The sequence below is a fragment of the Chamaesiphon sp. VAR_48_metabat_135_sub genome (assembly GCF_031418915.1).
In the GTDB taxonomy this organism is placed as follows: domain Bacteria; phylum Cyanobacteriota; class Cyanobacteriia; order Cyanobacteriales; family Chamaesiphonaceae; genus Chamaesiphon.
On the sequence record NZ_JANOJV010000186.1, the window covers coordinates 15,968 to 32,323 of the forward strand.

General features: G+C 44.2%; 19 protein-coding genes and 2 pseudogenes. 13 read left to right on the plus strand and 8 right to left on the minus strand.

What is annotated here, in order from left to right:
• Positions 1-28 precede the first annotated feature (28 nt).
• The gene (locus tag RMO55_RS13585; RefSeq protein WP_310427362.1) at positions 29-304 is read right to left on the minus strand and encodes a cytochrome P450; all 276 of its coding nucleotides are present in this window, start codon (positions 302-304) and stop codon (positions 29-31) included.
• Here RMO55_RS13585 and RMO55_RS22280 point away from each other — a divergent pair.
• Together RMO55_RS22280 and RMO55_RS22285 are read left to right on the plus strand one after the other, a co-directional pair.
• Positions 296-724, plus strand: a pseudogene (locus RMO55_RS22280) (hypothetical protein); the annotation flags it as partial. The gene RMO55_RS13585 and the pseudogene RMO55_RS22280 sit on opposite strands and share 9 nt — an antisense overlap.
• A 57-nt stretch (positions 725-781) precedes the next feature.
• A pseudogene (locus tag RMO55_RS22285) lies at positions 782-881 on the plus strand (IS1 family transposase); the annotation flags it as partial.
• 207 nt (positions 882-1,088) lie between these two features.
• Here the strand turns inward: RMO55_RS22285 and rbfA are convergent.
• On the minus strand, positions 1,089-1,517 hold the full coding sequence (gene rbfA / locus RMO55_RS13595; RefSeq protein WP_310427306.1) for a 30S ribosome-binding factor RbfA: 429 nt from the start codon (positions 1,515-1,517) through the stop codon (positions 1,089-1,091).
• A gap of 37 nt (positions 1,518-1,554) precedes the next feature.
• Positions 1,555-1,764, minus strand: a complete 210-nt coding sequence (locus RMO55_RS13600) for a DUF751 family protein (protein ID WP_310427308.1) — start codon at positions 1,762-1,764, stop codon at positions 1,555-1,557.
• Between the two features lie 90 nt (positions 1,765-1,854).
• Here RMO55_RS13600 and RMO55_RS13605 point away from each other — a divergent pair, with 90 nt between their 5' ends.
• Together RMO55_RS13605 and RMO55_RS13610 are read left to right on the plus strand one after the other, a co-directional pair.
• Positions 1,855-2,238, plus strand: a complete 384-nt coding sequence (locus RMO55_RS13605; RefSeq protein WP_310427310.1) for a hypothetical protein — start codon at positions 1,855-1,857, stop codon at positions 2,236-2,238.
• An 80-nt stretch (positions 2,239-2,318) separates the two neighbouring features.
• Positions 2,319-3,320 (plus strand): folate-binding protein, encoded by a 1,002-nt coding sequence (locus tag RMO55_RS13610; RefSeq protein WP_310427311.1) that lies wholly within the window; start codon positions 2,319-2,321, stop codon positions 3,318-3,320.
• A 123-nt stretch (positions 3,321-3,443) separates the two neighbouring features.
• Here RMO55_RS13610 and RMO55_RS13615 read toward each other — a convergent pair whose 3' ends face one another.
• The gene (locus tag RMO55_RS13615; RefSeq protein ID WP_310427312.1) at positions 3,444-3,842 is read right to left on the minus strand and encodes a PadR family transcriptional regulator; all 399 of its coding nucleotides are present in this window, start codon (positions 3,840-3,842) and stop codon (positions 3,444-3,446) included.
• 274 nt (positions 3,843-4,116) lie between these two features.
• Between RMO55_RS13615 and RMO55_RS13620 the strand changes: the two genes are divergently transcribed.
• Positions 4,117-4,689 (plus strand): DUF3611 family protein, encoded by a 573-nt coding sequence (locus tag RMO55_RS13620; protein WP_310427314.1) that lies wholly within the window; start codon positions 4,117-4,119, stop codon positions 4,687-4,689.
• A 21-nt stretch (positions 4,690-4,710) separates the two neighbouring features.
• Here the strand turns inward: RMO55_RS13620 and larE are convergent, their stop codons facing one another.
• The gene (gene larE, locus RMO55_RS13625) at positions 4,711-5,526 is read right to left on the minus strand and encodes an ATP-dependent sacrificial sulfur transferase LarE (RefSeq protein ID WP_310427315.1); all 816 of its coding nucleotides are present in this window, start codon (positions 5,524-5,526) and stop codon (positions 4,711-4,713) included.
• Between the two features lie 128 nt (positions 5,527-5,654).
• On the opposite strand from larE, the gene RMO55_RS13630 reads away from it, so the two are divergent.
• Positions 5,655-5,963: a DUF3067 family protein gene (locus RMO55_RS13630; protein WP_310427316.1), complete on the plus strand. Its 309-nt coding sequence runs from the start codon at positions 5,655-5,657 to the stop codon at positions 5,961-5,963.
• Between the two features lie 137 nt (positions 5,964-6,100).
• On the opposite strand, the gene RMO55_RS13635 is transcribed toward RMO55_RS13630, so the two are convergent.
• Positions 6,101-7,042 carry a serine hydrolase gene (locus RMO55_RS13635; RefSeq protein ID WP_310427318.1) on the minus strand — a complete coding sequence of 314 codons (942 nt, stop codon included), beginning with the start codon at positions 7,040-7,042 and terminating at the stop codon, positions 6,101-6,103.
• 99 nt (positions 7,043-7,141) lie between these two features.
• The gene (thiL, locus tag RMO55_RS13640) at positions 7,142-8,185 is read right to left on the minus strand and encodes a thiamine-phosphate kinase (RefSeq protein ID WP_310427320.1); all 1,044 of its coding nucleotides are present in this window, start codon (positions 8,183-8,185) and stop codon (positions 7,142-7,144) included.
• A 279-nt stretch (positions 8,186-8,464) separates the two neighbouring features.
• On the opposite strand from thiL, the gene glpX reads away from it, so the two are divergent.
• The 5 genes from glpX to RMO55_RS13665 all read left to right on the plus strand — a co-directional run bounded on the left by glpX (position 8,465) and on the right by RMO55_RS13665 (position 12,332).
• On the plus strand, positions 8,465-9,502 hold the full coding sequence (gene glpX, locus RMO55_RS13645) for a class II fructose-bisphosphatase (RefSeq protein ID WP_310427322.1): 1,038 nt from the start codon (positions 8,465-8,467) through the stop codon (positions 9,500-9,502).
• A gap of 285 nt (positions 9,503-9,787) precedes the next feature.
• Positions 9,788-11,086: a glutamyl-tRNA reductase gene (locus RMO55_RS13650; protein ID WP_310427323.1), complete on the plus strand. Its 1,299-nt coding sequence runs from the start codon at positions 9,788-9,790 to the stop codon at positions 11,084-11,086.
• A 145-nt stretch (positions 11,087-11,231) separates the two neighbouring features.
• Entirely contained in the window at positions 11,232-11,717 is a 486-nt protein-coding gene (locus tag RMO55_RS13655; RefSeq protein ID WP_310427325.1) for a hypothetical protein, read from the plus strand.
• A gap of 139 nt (positions 11,718-11,856) precedes the next feature.
• A complete protein-coding gene (locus RMO55_RS13660; RefSeq protein WP_396134306.1) occupies positions 11,857-12,090 on the plus strand; it encodes a type II toxin-antitoxin system HicB family antitoxin in 234 nt (77 codons plus the stop codon).
• Positions 12,091-12,098: 8 nt separating this feature from the next.
• Entirely contained in the window at positions 12,099-12,332 is a 234-nt protein-coding gene (locus tag RMO55_RS13665) for a type II toxin-antitoxin system HicA family toxin (RefSeq protein ID WP_310427328.1), read from the plus strand.
• A gap of 361 nt (positions 12,333-12,693) precedes the next feature.
• On the opposite strand, the gene RMO55_RS13670 is transcribed toward RMO55_RS13665, so the two are convergent.
• Positions 12,694-13,386: a PEP-CTERM sorting domain-containing protein gene (locus RMO55_RS13670; protein ID WP_310427330.1), complete on the minus strand. Its 693-nt coding sequence runs from the start codon at positions 13,384-13,386 to the stop codon at positions 12,694-12,696.
• A gap of 277 nt (positions 13,387-13,663) precedes the next feature.
• Between RMO55_RS13670 and RMO55_RS13675 the strand changes: the two genes are divergently transcribed.
• Together RMO55_RS13675 and recQ are read left to right on the plus strand one after the other, a co-directional pair.
• Positions 13,664-13,936 carry a hypothetical protein gene (locus RMO55_RS13675; RefSeq protein WP_310427332.1) on the plus strand — a complete coding sequence of 91 codons (273 nt, stop codon included), beginning with the start codon at positions 13,664-13,666 and terminating at the stop codon, positions 13,934-13,936.
• Between the two features lie 149 nt (positions 13,937-14,085).
• Positions 14,086-16,323 carry a DNA helicase RecQ gene (recQ, locus tag RMO55_RS13680; protein WP_310427334.1) on the plus strand — a complete coding sequence of 746 codons (2,238 nt, stop codon included), beginning with the start codon at positions 14,086-14,088 and terminating at the stop codon, positions 16,321-16,323.
• Positions 16,324-16,356: the final 33 nt, after the last annotated feature.

A 16,356-nucleotide genomic window follows, 5' to 3' on the forward strand; every position in this document is an offset into this window, starting at 1 on the left:
TGGCTACTGCTATAACAGACCAAAACAACTATTGCTCGATCTTTACAAATGTTGCTTTTAATTGCTTCTGCATACTGAAAGGTTTGCGTACTGGTGCAATTTTCGCAGTTGTTGGCGTGACTGTCCAATCGTACTTTTGCAGCAATGTTGAGAGTATAACTTTCATCTCCATCTGGGCGAGTTCTACCCCGATACAACTATGAACGCCGCCACCAAAGCCAATTAAGGAATAAGGTTGTTTTTTATCTTCCTCACGCGGTGGCGCAAATCTATCGGGATCGAAGGTATCTGGATTTTGGTAAATCCAGACAAGTTAGCAATTTTTCACGCTTTATTCCAAGAGCATCTACGACAGACAGATATCCTCGAAGCTAAATTTTTTAAAGGAGATCTAAATCGTCCGATCATCCAGTGTATTAGTGAGTATATAGATGCTTATACTAGCTACTTTGAGCAGCCGATTCCACGCTGTATTGCCTTGCAGGAATACTTACAGCCGATCAAAGGACTGTCAACCTTAGTTGCAGATTTGCCAAATCGAGTATCAAGCTTAATCGAAAACCACGCTAATCTCTATCGACAACGCAACCCTAATTTAGGCGTATCTAAAAGCAAATTGCTGGCAGAAGTAGCTCAACATATGTGTACTAGCCTATTTTTTCGGGCGATCCAAAGTGATGAACAGCATCGCCAAGAACTATATGCCGAGATTAAAAATGTCCTCTATGTCTATCTCAATCCCCACATCGGCGACGATCTATTAGTCTTGCACAGTAATAAGATGATATGTCCAGATTGTCAGAGCGATCGAGTCGCAAAAAATGGTCGTCAGCAGGGCAAGCAACGCTATATCTGCAGGGGATGTGGGCGGCAACTTGTTGATAATTATACCGATCGGGGACATCCTCTAGAGATTAGGCAAAAATGTCTCGATCTCCACGCGCAGGGGATCGCTTTTCGAGAAATCGAACGCAGTACTGGAGTTTCCCACAATACGGTGATTAATTGGGTCAGAAATATTCAGCAGCAAAGTTAATCAAAGTAGGGGTAATTCATGAATTACCCCTAGTGGATTTGAATTACTTGGTTTATTCTGTAGCTAGAACAGTAGATTCACTATCCAATTCTGAATCTATATCTGCATCTGGATCGATCGATTCAGCCCGCTTTAAACTAAGCTGGTTAATTAGTGACAAGACGCTAGTGGCTCGATCGAATGATGTATCTTCGATAAAGATTATGGTGGGAGTGCGTCTGAGTCGAACTCGCTTACCAATTTCACTGCGGACATATCCAGTGACGGCTTTGAGTCCTTCCATCGTCTCGGCGCGAACTTCGTCGCTGCCGTAAATACTGACAAAAACTTTGGTATGCTGAAGATCGCCAGCTACATCTACAGCCGTGACGCTGACCATCCCAGCACCAACCCTGTCGTCCTTGATATCAAAGAGGATCATCTGACTGACTTCGCGCTTGATTAGTTCGGCGACACGCGATACGCGACGAGTATTAGTCATAATTTTTATTATATCTTGCTATCCGATCGACTCAAATTTAGGAGATCGGTGTAAACCCTAACATTGCTCTAAACGTCAAAATTACTGTCATGACGGTTCCCACCAAAAAGCCAACCAGCGCGATTGCGGTAATCGGCCGTTTCCACAACGGTGCTACCCAGCCAAACGCTGAGATGAAGATACCGAGGATAATCGTAATAAAGTAACTTCCGTATCGTCCTACGTTATCAAAAAAATCACCAAACATTACACTTTTGATTCTACTAGCTGCCAGCAATCATTATAACCGAATTCCAAAGACGCGCTCGATCGTCTTTAAACTAACATTTTTACTTTTATGCAGCCCAAATTTGCGAGTGAATTAGCTTGGCAACAAGCGGAGTTTCTGATGCAACCGATATATATTCGGATTATCGATCGCATCCGCCAACAGGCGGAGGTTTCAACCTGGGAGGTCAGCTATGAGGAGGTGAAGGAGCCGCATCCGACTAATTATCTCTGTCTGAAATCTCCAAATGGGCAGTTGAAGTTCGATATTTGGGATTTATGCTATCAGGTCTGTTTTCTCAATTATCATGGCAGTCATAGCGAGATCGGCAGTCAGGTAGTGGAGGTGGATGCTAGTCTAATTGACATGGAGGCGCAGATTCCCGATTGGACTCGGTTGGATAATAAGGCGAAGGATGTAATTGTTCGTGTCTTTGAGAATTTGCCTTCGTAAGATAACTGGCGGTTTAAACCGCCGCTCATGGTGCAAAGTCTGCCTACGCAGACTAACTAGATCTACATGGAAAAAGTAATTTGAATAATTTACAGACAACACTGCAAGCGGCTAAAACTGGTGCTGCACTTTATGACAGTTCTGATTGGGGAAAAATCCTCGTTGGCGATCGAGACAGGCTCCGTTTTTTGCACAATCAAAGTACGGCAGATTTTGAGAAACGGCAAGCGGGGGAAGGTTGCGATACGGTATTTGTGACTTCGACGGCACGGACGATCGATCTGGTGACTGGATTGGTGTTAGATGATGAAGTGTTATTAATCGTATCGCCCAATCGTCGCGAATATTTATTTAATTGGCTCGATAAATATATCTTTTTTGCCGATCGAGTGACGTTAAAGGATGTTACTGATAGTCTAGCTAGTTTTACTTTGATGGGTGCCGAGAGTAGGTCGATATTAGAACGATGGGGCTGTCGAAATTTAATACACTCACCCCACGATAGCCATCAATTATATCATATCGATGGAATTGAGGTGCGTATCGCGATCGGGACTGAATTGGGCTTACCTGGATATCGATTAATTGTCGTTGGCGGAGCCTCTCCAGAGGAGAATCGATCTAAGTCAGCAGCATTACACCAGAGTCTGACTAATTTAGGTGCTGTGAAACTCGATGAGGATGCCTGGGAATACCTGCGAATTGCGCAAGGCAGACCAAAACCTGATGCGGAGTTAACGGAGGATTATAACCCCTTGGAGGTGGGTTTGTGGCAGACTATTTCGTTTACAAAGGGCTGCTATATCGGCCAAGAAACGATCGCGAGGCTGAATACCTATAAGGGTGTCAAACAATATTTGTGGGGTGTCAAATTATCAGGAGTCGTGGCTGTAGGTACGGCAATTACCGTCGATGGGGACAAAGTGGGTGTTTTGACTAGCTGTCAAGAGATTGGCGAGGAAATACTGGGATTGGGCTATGTTCGATCGAAGGCTGGTGGGGTAGGTTTAAAGGTAATGTTAGGAGATATCGAGGGGGAAATTATTAATATTCCTTTCGTTCGACACGAATATCCAGTTTAAATTTATGCTTCAATTTCCATTGAGTTGAGCATCGGTTTTCGATAAAAAAGCAGGTATCGCACCTGCTAATAATTTATTTTTGATATTAAAGCAGCACGCATAAATTGAGAAATTTCCCGATTTCTAAATACCGATCGATAAGGCTCGACTATCAAAAGACGATGCCCCATCTGTTGAGGTGGAATGAGCATGAGAGTAACGTTCCCAAAAATGGGCGAGTTCCCTGGCTTTATTTATCCACTCAGGTTCGATTTGATACATTCGGCGCGGACGACCGCGACCTTCAACTTTTTTCCAGTAACCAACAATGGTACCGTTTGCTTCCAAGAACTTAATCGCACCGTACAAAACGGTATCGGAAAGACGATAGGTTGAAGATTCACGCTCCAATCTGGCAATCAATTCAGTACCATAAGAATCGCCTTGAAGCAGAATATCGAGAATATAACAAACCGCCAACTCTTGATTGAGATAGAGTGGTGGTGGATTGCGGAAAAAGCAATAGATATCTTCAAAATTCATAGCTGTTACCACCTTATAATGTTGGTGTTAGTTGGTTCGTTGGCTCCAATCCTCACTTAGCCCTAAAGCTCGATCTAGTGTCAATAAGCGTAAATATGGTCTTGGTATGTCGAGATAACTCGATCGAAACCGGACAGAGAAACAATTCTTACGGGTAACGGGGGTTAGCAAATTGTCTGAGGAAAATATAGATACCCAGTTTTTAGCTTAACTCATCTAATTTACGCCAAGGGATAATTATTCTATTTTCTTTTGAATTCCTTAACTAATTTTTATGTCAGATCTGGAAATTAATGGCAATACGCCACAAACTGTGAGGAAAATCGCCGCTCAACTCCGACGGGTGGGTTGGATGGGATTTTGGCTACAACTTGTTTTGGCTGTGGTTTCTACCTTGATTTTTCTGTTTGCAATTCCCTTTGCTAGCACAGGAGCGAGTAATCCTGGTACTGGTGGAAGTCTCCTATTTGCGGTGGGTGGATTGCTGGTGCTGTATGCTAGCACTTACTGGTCATTTCGCTATGTGATGACTTCTCGTAAGCTCAAAAACCCCGATCTCCGTCCGAAAAAAGCCGATACAGTTAAACTCGTGCAATGGGGTTTATTATGTTCGGTATCAGGGATGGGATCGAGTGTGATGGGTGCTGAATCGATCGCGGGAACGCTACTGGGTAAATCGTTATCTTTGGCGCAACCTTTTGCGGTATATAGTCCCGATGCTTTGAGTAAAATTATTCAACCTTTAGATATTTTCATCGTGCTGGCAAATACCCACACGATTACCGCTCATTTTATTGGGATTGTTAGTGCGTTGTGGTTGTTAAGTCAACTTAATAAACAGGGTTAGTAAATTGAAAGTTGAAAGTTATTAATTAGTAAATCGGGGTAATACTTGATTTAATTTACCACTACGATATCCTTCCAGATCTAGGGTGATATAGACAAATCCAAATGACTGGAAGGTTTCAATTAGTTTTGATAGATTAGTATTAGCTATAAACTGTTGAATTAATTCGCTTGGTAATTCAATTTTGGCAGTATCCCCTGTCGAGCGAACGCGGATATTTTCGTATCCCAATCGACGTAGATATATCTCAGCTCTACCAACGCGATTTAATTTGGGAATCGTAATCTCTTCCCCATAAGGAAAACGAGAACTCAGACAGGGTTGTGCGGGTTTATTCCAGCAGGATAGTTCGAGAAACTTAGCAATTTCGCGGACTTCTAGTTTGGTAATTCCTAGTTCGGCTAGTGGAGATCTGGCACCCCGTTCTCTAGCTGCTTGGATACCTGGACGATAATCTTGCAAGTCGTCGGCATTGACACCATCGATGACATAGAGATAACCAAGTTCCAGAGCTAATGGCTTGAGTGTATCGTGGAGTTCACTCTTGCAAAAATAGCAACGATTAACTGGGTTGGATGAATAATTAGGATTTTCCATCTCGTGAGTTTCGACAATTTGATGGGCGATGCCGATCGATTTTGCTTGTTCGATCGCATCTGCTAATTCTTCAGGTAATAAAGAGGGTGATTTCGCAGTGACAGCCAAGGCTCGATCGCCTAAAATATCATAAGCGATTTTAGCAACTAAGGTGCTATCAATTCCGCCAGAATAAGCGATTAATCCTCGTTCCATTTCCCTAAATAGATTGCGGAGTTTCTCTAGTTTTACTTCTATCATCCAATGCTACTCCTACCGATCTATGCAAAAGAATTAATCTTGTCTATAGTAATCCTAAATCATTTTTAAGATTGCGAGCACTCTGTTCCCGATTCCCTAATCCCTAATCCCTAACCCCTAGCCCCTAAATGACTGGACAAGAATTAAGAGAAATTATCGTTGCTAAATGGGGCTATTCCTATGATGTCCAGATGCGGAAGACTCCAGGTAAAATATTTTTGCAGGTAATGTGGAAATATCAAGAACAGGCTTCCTTTCCGCTCTCTGAAGCAGATTATCTTGCTCATTTAGATACCGTCGGCTCTTATCTCGCCGCGATGGGTAGTGTCGGACAAGTCCAAAAATTCATCGCAACAACTACCGAAAAGCCACGACTGGGTAAAGCCGTAAGTATTTTGCTCGATTTAGGAGATCGCGCATCGGAATGGATATTATGAACGCAAATCCAGCTCCCTATTACTAGGCGGCGCAAGTTGAGAGTAGCATTTTGTCATGGCGATACAGCGACTGGACGATTCCCGATTCCCGATTCCCGACGCCTGCCCAATAGTCCCTTTATTTAAGCCGCTCAGTACTAGAGTTGAGACATGGCTGCGACAATTCGATCGGATATAAATGGCAGAATTTGTCGATTTTGACTGTTAGCTGTTCCTTCTGTGAAGACAATCAATAGGCAAGGTTGTCGATCGACTAGTTCGATATAGGCCGCATCATGGCGTACCTGAGATGTCCAGCCTGCTTTAGACCAGATTTGACTTCCAGGTGGTAAACCTGCGCCGAGAAAGCCATTTAGCTGGTTCTCCTCGCCTGGATCGGGAGTGACTCCAGCCAAGTTAAGATCGCGCTGAAATAGTTGCATCATTTGGCTCGATCGATCCCCACTCACAGCGGCTCCACCGATGATACTATGCATGAGTCTAGCTACAGCATCGGTGGTGAGCATATTCCGATTTTCCCGCATCTCACCAACGAATATCCGTTCTCGTCCATACGGACCATCGCTCCACGTCTTTTGATTGACATTGATCGAGTCTAATTCCGACCAGCCGAGGGATTGATAATAGCGATTGATGAGGTTACGCTGTGCTTGCCAGGTAGTAAATGGTCCAGGGTTTAATTCTGGCCCGCTGGTAGTACCTGTGAGGGTATCGACGACGAGACTAGTGGCATCATTACTAGAATCGATTATCATATCTCGCATGGCTCGATCGAGTTCGGCAGAAGGACTTGCCATCCCTTGTTCCAGCCACTCGTGCATCGCTAATAAATAAAATAATTTGACGATGCTCGCTGGATAAATTCGCTCCCCCCCGCGATAGTTAAATCCCCTGACTGGATATTTCCACAATTCATCGGGGGTAATTGCCCCTCCAGTATTAACCGGAATCGGTCGATCGTATACTAGCCATGTCAGGGCAATCTGTTCTGGCTTTAAGTCGGGAAATTCTGCCCAAGTGTCGGCGAGAACTCGATCTGCAAGGATAGTTAGATGTGAGTCAGATTTGTAGAAAGGCATGAATTACGGTGGGTTGCAGAGATTACTAGTGTGGAATAACCTTGGTTTGGGGGCGCGATAGACATTCAAGCTTAATAGTTAATTATCTTGCCGACCGAGCTAAAAATGCTGAAATCCTGCTGCTTTTGCAAGATAAATGGGGGGAGATCCAGTGATATCATCGACTAAAATAATATCCGGCGATCGTGTAATTTTACCGACAATTGCTGCACCTTTACCCATGAGATCGACTAATTCTAAGGCGATTGATGCTGGTAGACACAATACTAGTTCAAAGTCTTCCCCACCATACAGAGCCGATTCAACCGTTGTAGCTGGAAACATTTGGGATAGAGATGGCGAGATCGGCAGCATAGATCGATTCAGTATAGCTCCGACCCCACTCGATCGACAAATTTGCTCGATGGCATCTGCTAATCCATCGCTACTGTCCATGCCCGAAATTGGGAAACTCTCACCGGCACTCGCTCTGACTCGTTGGCGTAGCCTCTCGGCAAGAGCATCGAGGAGCGGTAGAATATCCAATCTAGGTTGGGGACGTTGATGAGCTGTAATTAAGATTTGGCGATGTTGTTCGAGATCTGCTGTATTTGTAAACTTGCTAATATCTCGTCCTAGTTCGGGATCGAGAAGCAACTGTAAGCCAGCATGAGAATCACCATGATCGCCCGTCACCACGATTAGATCGCCAACCCGTGCAGTCGATCTAGCAATAATCCGATCCGCTGTTACCGCACCTAAAGCCGTAATTGCTACAGTAATAATACTCGATCGAGTCAAATCTCCGCCAATAATCCCCGTATCATATCGCTGCAAACATGCCTGCATTCCCGCATAAAGCTGCTCTAGCCACACCACAGGCAAGTCTGGGGGTAAACTCAACCCCACCGTAATTCCCAAAGGCGTAGCACCCATTGCTGCCAGATCCGATAAATTTGCGGCTACCGATCGCCAGCCTACATCAAAAGGGCTAGTGGTTCGATCGCTAAAATGTACCCCATCGACCAGAACATCGGTAGTCACCACCAACTCACAACCCAATGGCGGATGGACAATCGCCCCATCATCTCCGATCGTCTTTGGCAGACAATAAGGTTGAATTAATTTTAATAATCCGCGTTCGCCCAGATCCCTAATTAACATTTCGCTACTTCCGCCTCCGCTCCAAAATTATAGATTAGACATCCCAAATAGGTAAAAACATAAGACTTTTCAGTGCTATTTTCGTCAAAAATCGACCCAAATCCCGAATCCCGAATGCGAGTGCGTCTCGGAACGAGAATTCCCGAACTCCGAATCCCCCGCGATCCCCACCAGATCCAATCGAGATAAAAACCCAAAAAACGCTCACATGTCCCCACGCTCTGGTAGACTTGTAGACTGAAATCCCTATAAATAAAGCTTCTTGGGAGCGAATTAGCAGTGGAAAATAGTTTAGGTTTAGAAATTATAGAAGTAGTTGAGCAAGCCGCGATCGCGTCAGCACGCTTGATGGGTAAAGGCGACAAAAACGAAGCCGATCGTGTTGCAGTTGAAGCGATGCGCGAACGGATGAATAAAATCTACATGCGCGGACGCATTGTGATCGGTGAAGGCGAGCGGGATGATGCACCCATGCTCTACATCGGCGAAGAAGTAGGGATTTGTTCTCAGCCTAATGCTGCTGATTTGTGCAGCATCGACGAACTAGTCGAAATCGACATTGCTGTCGATCCTTGTGAAGGAACCAACCTTTGTGCTTACGGACAGCCAGGCTCGATGGCGGTACTCGCGATCTCCGAAAAAGGTGGTTTGTTTGCTGCTCCTGACTTCTACATGAAGAAACTTGCTGCGCCTCCTGCCGCTAAAGGTAAAGTAGATATTAATAAATCTGCCACTGAAAACCTCCAAATTTTATCTCAGTGTCTCGATCGATCGATCGAAGAATTAGTTGTCGTCGTCATGAAACGCGAACGTCACAACGATCTGATTGCAGAAATTCGGGCTGCTGGTGCGCGGGTAGCTCTAATCAGCGACGGTGATGTTGGCGCGGCGATTAACTGTGGTTTTGCTGGAACTAACATCCATGCACTGATGGGTATCGGTGCGGCTCCTGAAGGCGTAATTTCTGCAGCAGCTCTTCGTTGCTTGGACGCTCACTTCCAGGGTCAGTTGATTTATGACCCTGCGGTCGTTAAAACTGGATTGATCGGTGAAAGCAAAGAAGCTAACATCGCTCGTCTCCTTGAAATGGGTATCACCGATCCCGATAAAGTTTACACGGCTGAAGAACTCGCTTGTGGTGAGAACGTCTTGTTTGCTGGTACTGGAATTACCTCTGGTAACATTATGGACGGCGTTCGTTTCTTTAAAGGTGGCGCACGTACTCATACTCTGGTTATTTCCAGTCAGTCTAAAACTGCTCGGTTTGTCGATACCATTCATATGACTGGCAATCCTAAGAGTGTCAGTCTCCACTAGAGAATAGGGGATAGGGGATAGGAGTCAGAATGTCTAGTTATTAGCATGGGCTGCCCCACAATTGCAGCCAATTACTTATCCCTCATCCCTGATGAAGAAGCATGTAGAATCATTTACAAATCCCAGGTATTCATCGAAGATAGACAGCAATTATATAGAATGCCCGAATCTTGCCGTGGAGAAAACACTCTTGCATTTAGAGATAGTGCCCTATTAAAGGCGATCGTGTCCGTAACTTAAATAACAAAACTTTAAAAATCATCCTTTTTTGAACGCGGAGTACACATGAATATTGCTGTCATCGGTTTGAGTCATAAAACCGCACCTGTGGACGTACGTGAAAAACTCAGCGTTCCCGATACGCAGATGGAAGCAGCGATTCATAACCTCTGCAATTATCCCCATATCCAAGAAGCGACAATCCTCAGCACCTGCAATCGGCTAGAGATTTATATCGTGACACCAACAGCCGATCGAGGCGTACAGGATGCGATCCAATTTCTGGCAGAATTTAGTAAGCTACCACTCAAAGATCTCAAACAGCATTTATTTACCCTCCTCCATAAAGATGCGGTGATGCACTTAATGCGCGTCGCTGGGGGGTTAGATAGTCTAGTTTTGGGTGAGGGACAAATCCTGTCACAAGTCAAACAAACCCAAAAAATTGGACAGCAGTATCAAGGGATGGGACCGATTCTCAATCGGTTATTCCGACAAGCATTAACTGCGGGGAAAAGAGTCCGCACGGAGACGAGTATCGGTACGGGTGCGGTCTCGATCAGTTCGGCTGCGGTAGAATTGGCACATATGAAAGTCGGTAATTTTGCTAATCATCGAGTCGCAATTCTCGGTGCTGGTAAAATGTCCAGACTACTGGTACAGCACCTGATCTCTAAAGGTTCTACCGATATTACGATTTTAAATCGATCTGTAAAACGCGCTGAAGATCTCAAACAGATGTTTACCGCGATCGATTTGCAACTGCAACCGATGAGCGATATGATGACGGCAATATCGACTTCAACGATCGTTTTTACCAGTACCTCCGCAACGGAGCCATTATTAAATGCGGCTAAATTAGCAGCCGTACTAGATCCGCATCACTCCCTGATGATTTTCGACATCTCCGTACCGCGTAATGTCGATAGCGATGTGAATACCCTCACAAATATTCAAGCCTTTAATGTAGACGATCTCAAAGCCGTCGTAGCCCAAAACCAGGAACGCCGACAGCAAATGGCTCAAGAAGCCGAAGGTATCCTCGACGAAGAAGTAGGTAACTTCGATAGCTGGTGGCAATTGTTGGAAACCGTCCCCACAATGAACTGTTTGCGAGATAAAATGGAGAATATTCGGACGCAAGAGTTAGAAAAAGCTCTATCCAGATTGGGATCTGAATTTGGTGAACGTCATCAAGAAGCGATCGAAGCCTTGACTAAAGGGATTATTAATAAAATTCTCCACGATCCATTATTGCAACTCCGCGCTCAAGAAGATATCAACACTCGTCGCAAAGCCCTGCAAACACTTCAGGTATTATTCAACCTCGACAGCGAACAGATTAGTGCAAATACTAATGTCTAGATAATTGTAAGGTGTGTTAGGCGCAAGGGGTAACGCACCAAAAAACATGACGATCTCGAATTCCTCTCTACTAGTGCAAGCTATGAGAACGTGCGTTATGGCTAACGCCTAACACACCCTAAGAATTGCTATCCCTAAAGCCTAAATGGATATATCGATCGAACGTGCTATCGCTACCTATTTTAGTCAATGGCTGGCAGCACATGCCTATTTAGCTTGGATTATTTCCCATCCCCTACCTAGTTTTGGTTTGTTCTTGCTGACAATCTTCTCTCTGTGGGGGCTAATTAAGGCAGTAGGACGGGGGATCGAGCAAATATGGCTATTTCTACTGACAACACCATTTAAACTGCTGCTGGTAATTTTTAGACCGATCTGGAGTTCGATTCGGCGAATATTTGGGCACAATAATTTTAGCGACGAACAGCAACGCTCCCTAGTGATGCCAAATACAGCACCAGAGCAGATCGACCGCATTATCGATCGACTGCATCGTCTCAATCAAGAACAAGAGATCCTGTTACGAGAACTATCCGCACTTGCAGATCCGGCCTCAGTACGATCGGCAGAAGGAATAGTATCAGATACTCAGTACAGAGATCTGTCAGCTAAGTTACCGAAATTTAACTAACTATGGTCTCTGTTAACTACTACTGTCTAGATAGATATGCGATAATTAACATGTGAATATATAAATATGGATCGGGTAGCACTACTTGACTTTGCTAAAACCTTTTACCAAAACATTAAAATTGCACGATTTGAATTCAGTGGAAAGATTAATTAACGTACACATCGAGAAATTGCCTGAAGGCTACTACCTAGCCACTTCCGATGCTTTGCCTGGATTGATTGCTCAAGCTCCAAGTCTCTCTGAAACGCTAGAAATTGCCCAGGATGTTGCCAAACAACTGCTTGCTGCAATGGCGGATCGAAATCAGCTAGTCGAATGTTTCCCGATGCTAGCGGACGAATTTGATTGTCCGCTCATACTAACTAGATAATAGGTGAGATGGGCAGGTTATCGGGATTCAGATATCGTGAAGTAGCGAAAGTGTTGCGAGTCTATGGATTCGCACTCGATCGTCAAGCTTCTGGCAGCCACGAAATCTGGTTTAATAACGACAGTGGCAAATATACCACTGTCCCCAATCACAATGGTGATATGCCCGAAGGCACTCTCCGCCAAATCCTCAAACAAACGGGGATTGAGGCGGATGATTTTTTGTATCGGACTAGGGGATAGGAGTGACACATACCCAACTTTTCGGAGAAATCATGGATCGGCACAAAATTTAGTAGGGGTAATTCATGAATTACCCCTACCCTAAATATTAGAAATTTCCGCTCAATCTAGATCGTTGCCGAACTTAGCAACGCCATTACTTACTTAATGTCATTTCATGTTAAGGATCTCACCATTCAAAGATTGCTAGCTCCGCTCTCACACCGCCCTCAAATGAATTTGGGGCTAATAGCAAAAGTTCGTTAAAACGAACTGCCAAATTGATTAGTTCGTTTTAACGAACTTGAGCTATTAGCCCGAACTTCTAGTTCAGGGCGGTGTTTGAACGGAGCAGATAGATTTTCCTTATCCCGAACTCAGGTTACTTACCAACCGATTTGAGTTTCTTTCTCATCCGTAGTGCTGTCGTACCGCCAACCAATGTACCGATAACGGTAAAAGGTTCGGGAACAGAGGTAGCCGCAGCACTAGCAGTGCCAAATGTGACATTATCAAACAATCTGAGATACCCGCTGGTAGGGCGTACAAAAAAATAAAGAATATTTTGAGTAGAAGTAATGCCAATAAATTGACGACTGTGAGTGAGATATTGATAGTTGAGCGGAATATCTACTGTAATTGTCTCAAACGATGATGCGCTACCTGATATATAGTTACTCAAGCCGAAATCAAATGTGAATCGATCAAAGCCCGTTATTGCAGGAGCAAGGCTCATAAAATCGATGCCAACCGCATTTACCCCAGTGGGTAAATTCCGTAGATCTACTAGCAACCCTCTTAATGGATTGATGCTAAGAACTGCGCCAGATCCCCAATTATATTGACTCGCATACGCTGAATCTACAACCAGGCTTGAGTAAGTACCATTACCATATACATCGTAGTTAGCAATCCCAACTCCTGAAATATTCTGTAAATTGGTAGTGACAGAACCTCCTGCTGGAGCTATTCCTTCAAAGTCGATATTTGTCAGTCCAGTCGTATTTGCTTGAAAGGATGCCAAATCTGTAAACTGTACTGTCGCTGCTTGGGCTGAATTTGTAGCAGCTAACAAGGATAGGGAAGCTACTGTAGCGGTACACAAATTAAGTACGATGCGATGCGATGCGATGCGATGGATGTTTTCACAAAAGTACTCGTGTTGGGGTTATGAAAAAGAACGATACAGAAAGAAAGGTCATTTGTCTACCTTTGTATTTATGTTTCCCAAAATTCATCGCTCGTTAACAAGCACCGTTACGATTTAGATTACATGGACTAGACCGAACTCGATCGATATCCTTTAAAATAGAGATAGTCACACCAGCGATCGAATCTCGCCATCGGCAACTATGACTCAATCGCAAAATCCAGAAGACAGGGATCGGCAAGCAGATCGTGAGTTGAGAGCTTTAAACCGCAGAGTAGACAGACTAGAATATACTCAGGTATCGCCCCAAGAGTTTCGACAAGCCTTTGAGCGGGTTTATGAAGAGATCGACGATCTTCATGACGAGGTAAGAGCGGCGAATGAAAAAATCGATCGAGTGAGCGTCAGGCTCGATTCTATTGATGCTAAATTCGATATTGTCATGCGTCATATTACTGGACAAGGAAACGTTTAGGTACCGGAAGATCTCCACTATTACTAATATTTATATACTAATGAAGCTGTAAGTAGATAAAACGAGAGGTCTGCTGTATACTCTTTGACATAGCAATGTGAGTCTCTCCTTACTCCTTACTCCCCACACCCATCCACCCTCTACCCCTCATGCTCGGTTCTACCCAATTTGAAAGCCTAGAACAGGCATTAAAGCATTATTTTGGGTATGATAAGTTTCGATCGGGACAACGGGAAATTATTACTACGGCTTTAGCTAATCGGGACTTATTAGTAATTATGCCAACGGGTGGTGGTAAGTCTCTGTGTTTTCAGTTACCCGCACTCTTAAAGCAGGGCGTGACGATTGTTGTATCGCCATTGATTGCCTTGATGCAAGATCAAGTTCAGCAACTGGCAGATAATGGGATTCCAGCTACTTTTTTAAATAGTAGCATTACGACAGAAGAAAGACGCGATCGAGCCGCAGCAATTTACAATGGTGAGATTAAGTTATTATATGTCGCACCCGAACGTTTGAATCAGGAATTTATTAGCAATTTTCTGGTAGATTTACATCAAGAAGTTGGAATTGCTGGATTTGCGATCGATGAGGCTCATTGTGTCTCGGAATGGGGTCACGATTTTCGTCCTGACTATCGAAAACTATCTCAATTACGCCACTATTTCCCCAAAGTTCCTTGGTTGGGTTTGACAGCTACTGCAACCGATCGAGTCCGCCAGGATATAATTAAGCAGCTAGATCTCAAAGATCCAGATGTTCATGTTGCTAGTTTTAATCGTCCTAATTTATATTATGAGGTGCGTCGTAAAAGTACCACTCCATACAAAGAACTACTCGCGCAGGTAAAACAGTCGGAAGGATCGGGAATTATCTACTGTCTGAGTCGAAAAAAAGTAGATGAACTGACAACGAAACTTCAACATGATGGTATTAAAGTTTTACCTTACCATGCGGGGTTAGATAGTCAAACACGAACTAATAATCAGAATAGTTTTATCCGCGATGATGTGCAGTTAATGATCGCCACAGTCGCCTTTGGGATGGGAATTAATAAACCCGATGTGCGGTTTGTGATTCACTACGATCTACCGCGAAATATTGAAGGTTACTATCAAGAATCTGGACGAGCTGGACGGGATAGCGAACCCGCTCATTGTACTCTATACTTTGGGATGGGCGATATTAAGACGATCGAGTATTTAATTGCCCAAAAAGTCGATCGAGAAACTGGGTTAGCACTCGAAGAAGAACAGCTAATTGCCAAACAACAATTGCGCCGCGTAATTAATTATGCAGAAGCCACTGAATGTCGCCGGATTATTCAATTGGGCTACTTTGGTGAGAGCTTCCCTGGTAACTGCGACAACTGCGATAACTGTAAATATCCTAGACCGATTTCCGACTGGACGATCGAATCCCAAAAACTATTATCATGTATCGCTAGATTTGATAAGCAGGGGCGAAATTTTGGATTAGCTCACACGATTGATGTGCTGCGCGGATCTAAAAACGATAAAGTATTAAAAAATGGACATGATACCCTCTCCACATATGGCATTGGTAAAGATCGTACCGCCAATGAGTGGCGAATGTTGGGTCGATCTCTAATTCATCAAGGCTTAGTTGATGAAACTAGCGACGGTTATTCAGTATTGAAACCCAACGCTTTGAGCTGGGAAATTCTTACCAAAGGGCGCAAAGTCGAAATTGCGATTGCGCCAACTCTACCCACCGCCGAAACCCAAGATGTCAGTACGAATACCGCCGAAATTCAGTCTCTATACAACCGTCTCCAAAAACTCCGCAAACAATACGCCGATGCGAATAAAGTTCCACCCTACGTCATCTTCGCCGATTCCAGTCTCAGACTAATGGCACAACAACAACCCCAAACCCTCGCCCAATTCGCCCAAATATCCGGCGTAGGGGCACGAAAACTCGCTCAGTATGGGGAAATGTTCACAGGCGAAATCAGAGCCTTTAGAGCCGAATCTGGCTTGTCTGTTCAAACTGAATCAGATCCCACGCCGCCGTTACCTGTCGCTCGCGCCAGGAAAAGTGACGTATCCAATACCCACTTAGAAACGTTGGATTTTTATCAACGGGGGATGAGCATCACCGAAATCGCCGCAAAAAGATCGATGCGGGACAATACGATTTTCGATCATCTGCTGAAATTAATGGAATGCGGCTATGAAGTCAAGATCGATCGAATTGTATCACTCGAAAAGGCAACTGCGATCGAGCAAGCAATTAATGCCGTCGGAGCCGAACTACTCACCCCGATTAAAGCACATCTTGGGGATGACTATAGCTATGAAGAAATTAAGATAGTCAGGGCTAGACTGAATCTTAAAATGAGGGAAGTTGGGAGTTTGGAGTAGAGATGCAAATGTCTTCCCACTTTCCTGAAACTC